13 protein-coding genes are annotated in these 11961 nt (G+C 73.6%); 9 read left to right on the top strand and 4 right to left on the bottom strand.

The annotated features are described in order from the left end of the window. Window positions 1-67 precede the first annotated feature (67 nt). Window positions 68-934, top strand: a complete 867-nt coding sequence (locus EAO73_RS08185; protein WP_147971458.1) for a hypothetical protein — start codon at window positions 68-70, stop codon at window positions 932-934. A 311-nt stretch (window positions 935-1245) separates the two neighbouring features. Further along, window positions 1246-1659, top strand: a complete 414-nt coding sequence (locus tag EAO73_RS08180; protein ID WP_147970737.1) for an ATP-binding protein — start codon at window positions 1246-1248, stop codon at window positions 1657-1659. A 70-nt stretch (window positions 1660-1729) separates the two neighbouring features. Here the strand turns inward: EAO73_RS08180 and EAO73_RS08175 are convergent, their stop codons facing one another. Together EAO73_RS08175 and fdxA are read right to left on the bottom strand one after the other, a co-directional pair. Further along, window positions 1730-2824: a bifunctional succinyldiaminopimelate transaminase/glutamate-prephenate aminotransferase gene (locus tag EAO73_RS08175; RefSeq protein WP_147970736.1), complete on the bottom strand. Its 1095-nt coding sequence runs from the start codon at window positions 2822-2824 to the stop codon at window positions 1730-1732. A gap of 120 nt (window positions 2825-2944) precedes the next feature. Continuing rightward, window positions 2945-3265, bottom strand: a complete 321-nt coding sequence (gene fdxA, locus EAO73_RS08170) for a ferredoxin (protein WP_018105475.1) — start codon at window positions 3263-3265, stop codon at window positions 2945-2947. 117 nt (window positions 3266-3382) lie between these two features. Between fdxA and EAO73_RS08165 the strand changes: the two genes are divergently transcribed. The 5 genes from EAO73_RS08165 (at window position 3383) to thrS (ending at window position 8480) form a co-directional block, all read left to right on the top strand. After that, window positions 3383-4381: a GNAT family N-acetyltransferase gene (locus EAO73_RS08165; protein ID WP_191133968.1), complete on the top strand. Its 999-nt coding sequence runs from the start codon at window positions 3383-3385 to the stop codon at window positions 4379-4381. A 3-nt stretch (window positions 4382-4384) separates the two neighbouring features. Further along, on the top strand, window positions 4385-5224 hold the full coding sequence (locus tag EAO73_RS08160) for a transglutaminase-like domain-containing protein (RefSeq protein WP_147970734.1): 840 nt from the start codon (window positions 4385-4387) through the stop codon (window positions 5222-5224). A 231-nt stretch (window positions 5225-5455) separates the two neighbouring features. Then, window positions 5456-6217: a hypothetical protein gene (locus EAO73_RS08155; RefSeq protein WP_147970733.1), complete on the top strand. Its 762-nt coding sequence runs from the start codon at window positions 5456-5458 to the stop codon at window positions 6215-6217. Between the two features lie 119 nt (window positions 6218-6336). Further along, window positions 6337-7044: a class F sortase gene (locus tag EAO73_RS08150; protein ID WP_147970732.1), complete on the top strand. Its 708-nt coding sequence runs from the start codon at window positions 6337-6339 to the stop codon at window positions 7042-7044. 128 nt (window positions 7045-7172) lie between these two features. After that, window positions 7173-8480, top strand: a complete 1308-nt coding sequence (gene thrS, locus EAO73_RS08145; RefSeq protein WP_318153258.1) for a threonine--tRNA ligase — start codon at window positions 7173-7175, stop codon at window positions 8478-8480. Between the two features lie 14 nt (window positions 8481-8494). On the opposite strand, the gene EAO73_RS08140 is transcribed toward thrS, so the two are convergent. Next, window positions 8495-9712 (bottom strand): MFS transporter, encoded by a 1218-nt coding sequence (locus tag EAO73_RS08140; RefSeq protein WP_147970730.1) that lies wholly within the window; start codon window positions 9710-9712, stop codon window positions 8495-8497. A gap of 84 nt (window positions 9713-9796) precedes the next feature. Between EAO73_RS08140 and EAO73_RS08135 the strand changes: the two genes are divergently transcribed. Together EAO73_RS08135 and EAO73_RS08130 are read left to right on the top strand one after the other, a co-directional pair. After that, window positions 9797-10375 carry a sugar O-acetyltransferase gene (locus EAO73_RS08135; RefSeq protein WP_147970729.1) on the top strand — a complete coding sequence of 193 codons (579 nt, stop codon included), beginning with the start codon at window positions 9797-9799 and terminating at the stop codon, window positions 10373-10375. A gap of 14 nt (window positions 10376-10389) precedes the next feature. Continuing rightward, window positions 10390-10932, top strand: coding sequence for a TetR/AcrR family transcriptional regulator (locus EAO73_RS08130; RefSeq protein WP_147970728.1), 543 nt, complete (start codon window positions 10390-10392; stop codon window positions 10930-10932). A gap of 65 nt (window positions 10933-10997) precedes the next feature. Here the strand turns inward: EAO73_RS08130 and EAO73_RS08125 are convergent, their stop codons facing one another. Next, window positions 10998-11630, bottom strand: coding sequence for a class I SAM-dependent DNA methyltransferase (locus EAO73_RS08125; protein WP_147970727.1), 633 nt, complete (start codon window positions 11628-11630; stop codon window positions 10998-11000). Window positions 11631-11961 lie beyond the last annotated feature (331 nt).

Here is an 11961-nt window from a genome sequence, read left to right as displayed (position 1 = left end):
TGACCCCGTGCCCGAGACCGTTTCCGCTGCTCCCCGACGTCCCGGCCGCAGTCGCCGGCTGCGGATCGTGGCGGCCGTCGGCGTGCTCGCGGCGGTGGCCGGCTATCTGACCGTCCAGTACGTCTCGGGCGGGCGCGGGTCCGACCAGTGCACGGTGCGGTCGGCCGACGGCTCGTACCGGCTGACGCCCGAGCAGGCCGCGAACGCCGCCACGATCTCGGCGGTCGGCACCACGCGCGGGATGCCGGAGCGCGCGGTGACCATCGCGCTGGCCACGGCGTTGCAGGAGTCCGGGCTGCGCAACATCGACTACGGGGACCGGGATTCGCTGGGGCTGTTCCAGCAGCGGCCCTCGCAGGGCTGGGGCACCGCGAAGCAGGTCATGGACCCGGTGTACGCGGCCGGGAAGTTCTACGCGCACCTCGCGAAGATCCCCGGCTACTCGCGGCTCCCGCTCACCGAGGCCGCACAGCGCGTCCAGCGCAGCGGCTTCCCGCAGGCGTACGCGAAGCACGAGCCGGACGCGGCGCTGCTGGCCGCCGCGCTGACCGGGCGCACCCCCGGTGCGCTGGACTGCGAGCCGCCGCGGACCACGGCCGGGACGGGCGATGCCGCGAAGGTGCGGGCGGCGCTGGTGGGCGCGTTCGGCAAGGGCGTGCTGCCGGCCGGGGCGGCCCCCTCCGCGGGCCCGGCGTCCTCGGACGCGCTCGCGGTCCCCGTGCGCGCGGACCGCCGCGCCGACCGGGACGGGGTGCCGCAGCGGGGCTGGGAGCTGGCGCACTGGGCGGTGGCCCAGTCGGAGGCCCTGGGCATCGACGAGGTCGCGTACGGGGGCCGGCGGTGGGCCGCCGGATCGGGCTGGAGCACGGAACGCGAGGGGGCGCGGCGCGAGGAGTCCGACACGGACGAGGTACGCCTCCGCCTCGTGCGGTAGGGCTCCGGCGGCACCGCGCACGCGTGCGAGGAGTCGCCCGTACAGGCGTACCGTCGTGCGCCCCCGGCGCCCCCTGAACAGCAGGTCACGGGGCCTCTCCGCGCCTCCCGCAAGCCTTGCGCCACAAGGGGAGTGACGGTTCGGCGGACCACGGTGGCGCGCACCGTTTGCCCGGGTTCCTCCGCTGAGGATTATCCGACGCATTGCTCAGTCTTTACGTCGTCGCACCGCAACCTCACCCGCCCCCAGGACGGTTGTCATGGCGTCCGGCCCACGGACAGCCCGTTTTCCTCTCCCGTCGAAGGAGCATCATGTCCCTCCCCCTGACCCGTCGGATCGCCCGTACCGCGCTGCTGATCGCGGCGGGTGCGGCCCCCGTGGTCGGTGCGGCCGGCGCCGCCGGTGCCGCGGAGCTCCCGCAGACCCCGGACCTCGGCGGCCTCACCAGCGTCGAGGGTTCCGGTCTCGGCAAGACGGTCGACGGCGCCGCCAAGCCGGCCGGCGCCACGGCGGCCCAGACCGGCGGCAAGGTCGTCGGCACCACGCTGCCGGTGGCGGGCAAGACGCTCAGCGACGTCGGCGGCAAGGCCGCCCCCGCGGCGAAGAAGGTCTCCGGCACCACCAAGGGCGCGACCAAGGGCGGCGACGTCACCAGCACTCTGACCGGCGCGGCCAAGGGCGGTCTGCCCACCGACGGCCTCACCAAGGGCCTGCCGCTCGGCTGACGCACCCCGTCGTGACGCGCGAGGGCCCCGGGGAGTGCGCACTCCCCGGGGCCCTCGCGTACGCGGATGCTCAGCCCAGGCGCTTGACCGCCGCCGCCACGCGCTCGTCGGTGGCCGTGAACGCCACACGGACGAAGCGGTCGCCGGCCGGCCCGTAGAAGTCGCCGGGCGCCACCAGGATGCCCAGCTCCGCCAGGTACGCCACGGTGTCCCAGCACGGCTCGTCACGGGTCGCCCAGAGGTAGAGGCTCGCCTCGCTGTGCTCGATGCGGAAGCCGTGGGCCTCCAGGGCCGTCCGCAGGGCGGCGCGCCGGCCTGCGTAGCGGGTGCGCTGCTCGGCCACGTGCGTGTCGTCGCCGAGCGCGGCGACGGTCGCGGCCTGGACGGGTGCGGCCGTCATCATCCCGCCGTGCTTGCGGATCTGGAGCAGCTCGCCGAGCACGGCCGCGTCGCCCGCGATGAACGCGGCGCGGTAGCCGGCGAGGTTGGACCGCTTGGACAGCGAGTGGACGGCGACAACGCCCTCGTACGTACCGCCGCAGACGTCCGGGTGGAGCACGGAGACCGGCTCGGCCTCCCAGCCCAGCTCCAGGTAGCACTCGTCGCTGAAGACCAGCACACCGTGCTCGCGCGCCCAGGCGACGATCCGGATCAGCTCGTCCTTGGAGAGCACCTTGCCGGTCGGGTTGGACGGGGAGTTGAGCCAGAGCAGCTTGAGGCCCGTCGGGTCCAGCTCGGTCGGGTCGTCGTAGACCACGGGCTCCGCGCCGCAGAGCCGGGCGCCGACCTCGTACGTCGGGTAGGCGAGGCGCGGGTAGGCGACCTTGTCGCCGGCGCCGAGGCCGAGCTGGGTCGGCAGCCAGGCCACCAGTTCCTTGGAGCCGACGACGGGCAGCACGTTCTCGTGGGCCGGCGCGACCGCGCCGAGGCGCCGCTCCACCCAGCCGGTGAGCGCGTCCCGCAGGGCGGCCGTCCCCCACACCGTCGGATAGCCGGGGCTGTCCGCGGCCGCGACGAGCGCCTGCTGGATCAGCTCGGGCACCGGGTCGACGGGCGTGCCGACGGACAGGTCCACGATGCCGTCCGGGTGGGCCTCGGCCGTCGACTTGAAGGGCGCCAGCTTGTCCCAGGGGAAGACCGGGAGGCGGGAGGAGACTGCGGACACGGCTCTCTGCTTTCTCGTACGGGGTTCACGCGGGCGGCCCGGAAGGACCGCGGGAAACACCGCGGCCCCGCACGGCGGCGAGCCGTACGGGACCGGGGCGGCGCACGTGCCGGGGCGCTGTTACTGGTTCTGCGGCGGCAGCGCGGCGATGAACGCGTGGTCGCGCTCGATCAGGCCGAGCTTGGAGGCACCACCGGGCGACCCGAGGTCGTCGAAGAACTCGACGTTCGCCTTGTAGTAGTCCTTCCACTCGTCCGGGGTGTCGTCCTCGTAGAAGATCGCTTCCACCGGGCAGACCGGCTCGCAGGCTCCGCAGTCGACGCACTCGTCCGGGTGGATGTACAAGGACCGCTGGCCCTCGTAGATGCAGTCGACGGGGCACTCTTCGATGCAGGCCTTGTCCTTGACGTCGACACAAGGCTGCGCGATGACGTAGGTCACGCTGTCGTTCCTCCTCGGTAGGGCGTTGGCTCTCGCGCGGGAGCGCGGCGTCGTCGATGCCCGCCCCTAGTATCTCCGTTCGCGGGCACGAACCGAACAGGAGGGGCGGACAGAGCTGTGGAATTCACCATCGGCGGACGGCTTGAGGTCCGAATTGCACCGGCTGACGTGGGCAAACGGGTATCAGTCCGGCGTTTGACCGGAGACGGTGCCGAGGGTCCGAAATTCACCGACACGGTCGGTGTTCTCACATCGTGGGACGACGGTGTGCTGTCCCTCACACCCAAGAACGGCGAGTCCGTGCGCATCGCGGAGTCCTCGCTGGTCGCGGGCAAGGTCGTGCCGTCCGCTCCGGCCCGGCGGCGCGGTCCCGCCGCCTCCTACGAGGAACTGGCCCCCGTGTACGCGCGCGCCTGGCAGCCGGTGGAGAGCGAGCCGCTGGGCGACTGGCTGCTGCGCGCCGCCGGCGGATTCACCCGGCGCGCCAACTCGGTGCTGCCGCTCGGCGATCCGGGCGTCCCGCTCGGCGTGGCGCTCGGGCGTGTCCGGCAGTGGTACGCGGACCGGGGCCTGCCCCCGTACGTGCAGACGGCGACCGGTGCCGAGGACGCGCAGGAGGAGCTGTGCGCGGCGCTGGAGGAGCACGGCTGGCGGCGCGAGGTGACGGCGGAGGTACGGATCGCCGCGCTCGCCCCGGTCGGTGACCTGCCGGCCGAGGTGACCCGGGTCCGGCTGGAGCGTGCGGCCGACGCGGCGTGGCTCTCCCGCTACCAGCGCGTCGGGACCCCGGGCCCCGAGGTGTCGTCGGTGCTGCACAGTGGGCCTTCGGTGTGGTTCGCGACCGTGCCCGGCGAGGCGGGCGAGGCGCCCGCCGCGATCGGGCGGTGCGTGGTGGACGGGCGGTGGGCCGGTTTCATGGCCGTCGAGGTGGCTCCCGAGCACCGCCGCCGGGGCCTCGCGACCGCCGTGATGACCGCACTGGCCCGGCAGGCGATGGACGAGGGCGCGTCCGCCGCCTGGCTCCAGGTGGAGGCGGACAACGAGGGCGCCCGCGCGCTGTACGACGGGATGGGCTTCGCGACGCACCACCTCTACCACCACTTCCGGCCGGTGTGACCGTTGCCCCCGGAGAGCGACGACCGCGAGGAGCTGCGCCGCCGGTTCGCGGAGGAGGCCAGGGCCGAGCGGCCCGACCTGGCGCTGCTGTGCCTGCTGGTGGCGGCGGAGGCGGACCCGGCGCTGGACGCGCGGGGCATCGACGAGGCCCAGATCGAGCTGGACCGGCTGGCCGGTCTGCTCCCGTACGGGCTGCGCGGCGGCCACGCCTGGGCGTCGGCGCTGGCCGAACTGCTCGGTGAGCGGTGCGGGTTCGAGGGCTCGACGGCGGACTACCGGCGCCTGGAGTCGTCCCTGCTGCACGAGGTGCTGCGGCGGCGGCGCGGGCTGCCGATCCTGCTGTCGGTGGTGTGGATCGAGGTCGCCCGGCGGGCGGGCGCCCCGGTGTACGGGGTGGCCCTGCCCGGTCATTTCGTGGTCGGCTTCGGCGACCCGGACGAGCGGGTGCTCGCCGATCCGTTCGCGGGCGGGCGGCCGCTGACGGACCAGGACGCGGAACTGATGGTGACGAGTGCGACCGGGGAGCGCTGGGAGCCCTCGTCGCTGGAGCCGGCGCGGCCGCTGGAGATCGTGCTGCGCATCCTGAACAACATCCGGGCCTGGGCCGCGGCCCGCCCGGAGCAGATGGCTGTGGCGCTGTGGGCGGTGGAGCTGTCCCTGCTGCTGCCGTCGCACCCGGCCACCCTGCGCTACGAGCGCGCCCAGCTGCTGGTGCGGGCCGGTGAGTTCCTGCGTGGGGCGGCCGAGATGGAGGAGTACGCGCGGGTCGTCGAGGACGTGGAGCCGGCCGTGGCGGAGGCGGTGCGGCACAGCGCGCGGGCGGCGCGGGCGCTCCTGAACTGACGGAGCGGGAGGTTCCGTGCGGCGCCCAAACCTCGCGGGGGCGTGGCATGCCGTCCAACGGGTGATTATCCGTGCCCCGCCACTCGATGGGCCCATGCCGTAGCCCCCATGCGTGGCTCTCCGATGGCGCGCCGCCGGGTTCGGACTGACGGTGGATCACGTAGCCGCTGCGTCACCAGGAGCCGACACGCCGTCACTCCTCGCAGGGGCGACGAAAGGAAATGTGTACAGATGCGCTCTGCCCGCACGCTGTTCGCTTCGGCCGCCGTCACGGCGGTCCTCACCATCACCGCTCCCTCGGCCTACGCCATGACCGTGGCCGCCGACCAGGACCACGGCGGCTCGTCCGCCTCCGACCACGAGCACTCCTCGTCCGACGACGGCTGGAAGAAGGACAAGCCGCACGGCGGCGTCCACACCGGCGGCGGCGCGCTCGCGAGCACGGTCGCCAAGGAGTGGCAGCCGGGCGACGAGGGCGGCAAGTACAAGAAGGACGACGCCGACAAGCCCCACGGCGGCGTCCACACCGGCGGCGGCGCGCTCGCCAAGTCGGTCGCCGAGGGCTGGGAGCCCGGTGACGAGGGCGGCAAGTACAAGGACGAGGACAAGCCCCACGGCGGCGTCCACACCGGCGGCGGCGCGCTCGCGAGCACGGTCGCCAAGGAGTGGCAGCCCGGTGACGAGGGCGGCAAGTACAAGGACGAGGACAAGCCCCACGGCGGCGTGCACACCGGCGGTGGCGCCCTCGCCAACACGGTCGCCAAGGAGTGGCAGCCGGACAGCGACGAGAGCGACAAGACCGGCTCCGCGTCGAAGTCCGAGGACGAGGGCTGGAAGAAGGACAAGCCCAGCGGTGGCATGCACACCGGTGGCGGCGCGATGGCGATGACCGGCAGCGGTCTGGCGGCCGGTTCGCTGCTGCTGCTCGGTGGCGCCGGCGTGGCCGCGTACCGGCTCCGCCGCCGCCAGGCGTCCGGCGGTGCGATGGCCTGACCGGCCCCGGGCCCTCTGTCGTCGCGGTCGCCGTCCCTCCGGACGGCGGCCGCGGCGCCCGCGTTTCCCCCCGGGCCCCCCTCGCGTACCGCACCGCACGGACGAAAGGCACGTTTCCCATGGCCGCCCCGCAGACCACCGAAACCCCCTCCCAGGGGGCCGCGGCCCCCGCCGGCTCGCTCGGCCGGGCCCTGTTCTGGCCCCTCGCGGCGGCCGGGCTCGGCATGACCCTGATCTACCACTCCATCGGCTCGCCGGCCGACGACAAGCCCCCGGCCCCGCCCGCGGCCGCCGCGCCGGCTGCCGCCTCCCCGTCGGCCGCGGCCACCTCGAAGGCCACCCCGAGCGCCTCGCCGTCGCTGCCGCGCTCGGTGCCGACGCGGCTGCGCATCCCGGCCATCGCGGTGGACGCGCCGTTCACCCCGCTGTCGATCGGCGCTTCGGGCCGGCTCGACGCGCCGCCGCCGAACGACAAGAACCTCGTCGGCTGGTTCAAGGACGGGGTGACGCCCGGCGAGCGGGGTGCGTCGATCGTGGCGGGCCATGTCGACACCACGACCGGCCCGGCCGTCTTCCTCCAGCTGCGTTTCCTGAAACCCGGCGCGACCGTCGACATCACCCGTGCCGACGGGACGGTGGCCTCGTTCGCCGTCGACACCGTGGAGACGTTCAGCAAGGCGGACTTCCCCGACAAGAAGGTGTACGCCGACACCCCGGACGCCCAGTTGCGGCTGATCACCTGCGGCGGCAACTACGACCGGAAGGTGAAGGACTACGAGGACAACGTGGTGGTCTTCGCCCACCTGGACTCGGTGAAGAAGGGGTGAGCAGCGGTCTTCCGCCGCGTGCGGGCGGGAAAACCGGATGCGGACGGGCGCGGGGCGCTGTTAGCGTCGGCGCCATGCAGCGTGCCGCCATGAACACGACGACGCCGGAGAGTGTCCCGGCGCGCTGACTGCTGACCAGTCCGAAGCCCCGGGGCGAGTGCCCCGGGGCTTTCGCGTGGGGTCGCTCGCCCTTCCCACGCGAGGAGACCGCCATGCACGACCACCGGAAACTCGGCCGCGAGCTGGAACTGTTCGACACCGACCCGCTGATCGGCGCGGGCCTGCCCTACTGGCTGCCGGACGGGGCCGAGCTGCGGCACACCCTGGAGGAGTACATCCGCGCCGCCGAGCGCCGGGCCGGCTACCGCCACGTGTACTCCCCGGTGCTCGGCAAACGGGAGCTCTACGAGCGCTCGGGGCACTGGGCGCACTACAGCGACGACATGTTCCCGCCGATGGACCTGGGCGACGGACAGGTGGTGCTGCGGCCGAGCCTGTGCCCGCACCACGCGGTGATCTATCGCTCCCGCTCGCACAGCTACCGCGAACTGCCGCTGCGGATGGCGGAGCTGGGCGGGATGTACCGCGCGGAGCTGTCCGGGGTCCTCGGCGGGCTGACCCGGGTGCGCTCCATCCAGCTGAACGACGCGCACATCTTCTGCACCGTGGACCAGGTGGCCGGTGAGGCGCGGGGCGCGCTGGACATGATCCGGCGGGCGTACGAGGCACTGGGCATCCGCCCGGCCCGCTTCCGGCTCTCGCTGCCGGGCGCGGGCGGGAAGTACGTCGCCGCGCCGGAGCTGTGGCGGCGCTCCACCGCCCTGCTGACCGAGGTGCTGGACGCGTCGGGGCTGCCGTACGAGGCGGCGGAGGGCGAAGCCGCGTTCTACGGGCCGAAGATCGACGTCCAGGTCGAGGACGCGGCGGGCCGCGAGTTCACCCTGTCGACCGTGCAGGTCGACTTCCACCAGCCGGAGCGCTTCGACCTCCACTACATCGGCGCCGACGGGGCGAAGCACCGCCCGGTCATGGTGCACCGCAGCATCATCGGCAGCGTCGAGCGGGCCGTCGCCCATCTCATCGAGCAGCACGGCGGCGCCTTCCCCGCCTGGCTCGCCCCGAACCAGCTGGCGATCCTGCCGGTGTCCGGCGCCGAACTGCCGGACGCCGAGGCACTGGCCGGGCGATGCGCCGGGCTGGGGCTGCGCGCGGAGATCAGCGGCCGGGAGCGCGGCAGCCTGGGGGCCCGCATCCGCGAGGCCAGGCTGGTGCCGTACCAGGCGGTGATCGGCGCGAAGGAGGCGGCCGACGGGCTCGTCGCCCTGCGGCTGCGCGACGGCCGGCGCCTGGACCCGATGCCCGTCGGGGAGGCACTGGCCCGGATCGCCGCGCTGACCGCCGCGCACAGTACCGCGCTGTGGGACGAGGAGGCCTGAGGGAGCGGGCCCCCTCAGGGCGCGGCCGGCGCCGCCTCCGTACCGGTGGCGTCGCGGTCGGGGCCGGGGCCCAGCGCCCCGGCCAGCAGGGCCGCCACGGCCACCAGCGCGAGCACCACGGTCATCGTGAGCCGCAGGCCGATGTGGTCGGCGAGGAAGCCGAGTGCGGGCGGGCCGACCAGGAAGGCGCCGTAGCCCGCCGTGGACACCGCGGCCACCCGTGCGGCGGCGTCGGTCGGGTGGTCGCCGGCGGCGGACACGGTGACCGGGAAGCCGAGCGAGGCGCCGAGCCCCCACAGCACCGTGGCGGCGCCGGCCATCAGCGGGCTCGGCGCGACGATGACCACCGCCAGGCCCAGTGCGGCGGTCAGGCCGCTGATCCGCACGACCTTCGCCCGGCCGAACCGCTCCAGGAAGGGGCCGCCGGCGAGCCGGCCCAGCGTCATCGAGGCGGCGAAGACCAGGAAGGTCAGCGAGCCCGCCGTGGGACTCACGTCGTACCCGTCGACCATGAGCAGCGGCAGCCAGTCGTTGGCGGCGCCCTCCGCGAAGGCCATCGCAAGGACGATCACACCGATGAGGACGAGCTGCCGGTCGCGCCACACGTGCAGCTGGCCGCGCAGGCCGCCCTGCCCGGACCCGGCGGCGGGGGCGTCGTCCTTGCCCGTGCCGTGCGGGATGGCAAGGACCGCCCGCGTGCCGGCCGCGGCTATCAGCCCCGCGACGAGTGTCAGATGCCATCCGACGGGGAACGCGGCCGCCGTCAGCGCCATGCCGAGGAGCGCCCCGAGGACGGTGCCCAGGCTGAAGCAGCCGTGCAGCACCGGCAGGACGGGCCGGCCGATGGCGCTCTCGACGGCGGCGCCCTCGATGTTGAACGCCACCTCGCTCATCCCCATCCCGCCGCCGAACAGGGCCAGTCCGGCGAAGACCACGGCCGCGAGCGAGAGGGCGGTGCCGGCGGCGACGACCAGCAGCCCGGCGACGATCAGGGCCACCCCGCCGAGGATCGTCGTCCGGCCGCCGCGGCGCCGCACCAGCGGCCCGGACGCCATGACACCGGCCATCGAACCGGTGGACAGCCCGAACAGGACCAGGCCCATCGCGCCGGTGGACACGTCGAGCCCGTCCCGGACGGCCGGGGTGCGCGCGACCCAGGAGGCCATACCGGTACCGGCGGCGAGCATGAAGAGGAACAGGGCGGCACGCCAGCGGCGTGTGACGGCATCCATGCGGTGGGGCCTCGTCCGATGGTCGGGAGAAGTGGCGGACGCCACGAGCGTACGATCGTACGCCTAGAGTGTACGCTCGTACCCATGACGGACTACTTCGCGGGCGATCCGCGTACGAACCACGAGCGGATGCTCGCCGGAGACCTCTACATCGCGGACGACCCGCAGATCGTCGAGGCCCAGAAGCGGGCTGTGCGGCTGGCCGCCCGCTATCTCGCCGCCTACGCCGAGGACCCGGACGCCGCACAGCCGGTCGTCGCCGAACTCCTCGGCGGGCTCGGCGCGGGGGCGCACATCCGGCCGCCGCTGTACGTCGACTACGGCTCGTACATCACGGTCGGCGAGGACACGTTCATCAACTACAACCTCACCGCCCTGGACGTCGCGCCGATCACCATCGGCCGCGACTGCCAGATCGGGCCGAACGTCCAGCTGCTGACGCCCACCCACCCGGTGGAGCCGGAACCGCGCCGGGACAAGCTGGAGGCGGCGCGGCCCATCACCATCGGCGACAATGTCTGGCTCGGCGGCGGGGCGATCGTGCTGGCCGGGGTGACCATCGGGGACAACAGCGTCATCGGCGCGGGAGCCGTCGTCACCAAGGACATCCCCGCCAATGTGGTCGCCGTGGGCAATCCGGCCCGGGTGATCCGTTCGATCTAGACGAGGGACACAGCGTGGCGACCGGACAGAACGACCCCGAGCGGCGGGAGCGCATCATCACCGCCGCGCTCGACCTGATCGCGGCCGAGGGGGTCGCCGGGACCTCGCACCGCAAGGTCGCCGCCCGCGCCGGGGTGCCGCTCGGCTCGATGACGTACCACTTCGCCGGCATGGACGAGCTGCTGCGGGAGGCGTTCACCCGCTTCTCCAGCGGCATCGTCGCCGTCTTCGAGGAGAGGCTGGGCGCCGCCACCACGCAGGACGAGGCCCGGGAGGCGGTCGCCGACCTGGTGCACCATCTGTCCGGCGGCAACCAGCGCGAACTGGTCCTCACGCACGAGCTGTACACCCTCGCCGCCCGCAAACCCGTCTACCGCGAGCTGACCCGGGAGTGGATGCGCCGCAGCCGGGTCGCCCTGGAGTGGCACTTCGACCCGGCGACGGCCCGTCAGCTGGACGCGCTGATCGAGGGCCTTTCCATCCACCGCGCCCTGGAAACCGAACCGCACGACCGCGCCCTGACCGTCGAGGCCATCGCCCGCATCACGCGCGCCTGAGGCGCGCCCCCGGCTCCTGGCCGGCACCCCACCTGACCAAGGTGCCGGCCAGGACACTGCTCACGTCACGCACCGGCGGCACGGGCCAGCAGGCACACCTGGGGCCATCGCGCGCCCGGGGTGGTCAGCCGGGCGGTGACGGCGAAGCCCGCCCGCTCCAGCTGCCGGCCGACCTCGTCCGGCGCGAGCAGATGGATGGCGTACGCGAAGCCGCCGGCACGCTTCTGTGAGGTGTAGGGCTCCCCGTTCCCCGCGTGGAAGCCCAGCAGCAGCCGGCCGCCGGGGGCCAGCACACGACGGAACTCCGCGAAGAGCGCCGGGAGACGGTCCGGCGGGGTGTGCAGGATCGACCACCAGGCGACGATCCCGCCGAGACCGCCGTCCGGCAGGGTGAGCGCGTCCATCTCCCCGGCCGCGAAGCGGAGTTCCGGGTGGCGGCGCCGGGCGAGCTCCACCATGCGCGGCGACACGTCCACGCCGTGGGCGTCGAGTCCGAGGCCGGCCAGATGGGCCGTCACATGGCCTGGGCCGCAGCCGAGATCGGCGACGGGCAGCCCGCCGTCCGCGCGCACCTCCTCCGCGAACGCGCCGATCAGCGCCCGCCCCGGCACGTCCTCGGCGAAGAGACCGGGGACGCGCGCGGCGTACTCCTCGGCGACGGTGTCGTAATAGGCGCGGGTGGCGGCGAGTTCGGTCATCCGTACGAGCTTACGGCCGGGCCCGCCGGACCGGCCCCGGCGCTCCGGTACGTCCCACCCCGCACCGTCAGATCCTGAACTCAAGGGCACCCCGAACTAGCAACAGAAGGGGCCAATTGCCGCCCGGCCGACATTGATTATTGCGCTCGGGGCGGTTCGGGTGAGGCTTCTGATGCACACCTCTTGACGTGTCCAGGGTAACGGCGGAACCATCAACACCCACCGGAGAGCGCTCTCTGAGTGTTTCGCCGGACAGCACGTCGTGTCACCCGTACCACGACTCAGGAGACGTACGTCCATGCACCTTCCCCCCACGGAAGACCCCACCACT

Origin of the sequence: Streptomyces sp. col6, assembly GCF_008042035.1 — a bacterium.
Lineage (GTDB): Bacteria > Actinomycetota > Actinomycetes > Streptomycetales > Streptomycetaceae > Streptomyces.
Note: the sequence above shows the minus strand (reverse complement) of the source record. Positions and strands in the feature narration are given on the sequence as shown.

What these genes read in the sequence shown, in the direction of transcription:
- EAO73_RS08140 (WP_147970730.1), bottom strand. Translation starts at nt 9,712, where the DNA reads ATGGATGCCGTCACACGCCGCTGGCGTGCCGCCCTGTTCCTCTTCATG.
- EAO73_RS08150 (WP_147970732.1), top strand. Translation starts at nt 6,337, where the DNA reads ATGGCCGCCCCGCAGACCACCGAAACCCCCTCCCAGGGGGCCGCGGCC.
- EAO73_RS08125 (WP_147970727.1), bottom strand. Translation starts at nt 11,630, where the DNA reads ATGACCGAACTCGCCGCCACCCGCGCCTATTACGACACCGTCGCCGAG.
- EAO73_RS08180 (WP_147970737.1), top strand. Translation starts at nt 1,246, where the DNA reads ATGTCCCTCCCCCTGACCCGTCGGATCGCCCGTACCGCGCTGCTGATC.
- EAO73_RS08135 (WP_147970729.1), top strand. Translation starts at nt 9,797, where the DNA reads ATGACGGACTACTTCGCGGGCGATCCGCGTACGAACCACGAGCGGATG.
- EAO73_RS08155 (WP_147970733.1), top strand. Translation starts at nt 5,456, where the DNA reads ATGCGCTCTGCCCGCACGCTGTTCGCTTCGGCCGCCGTCACGGCGGTC.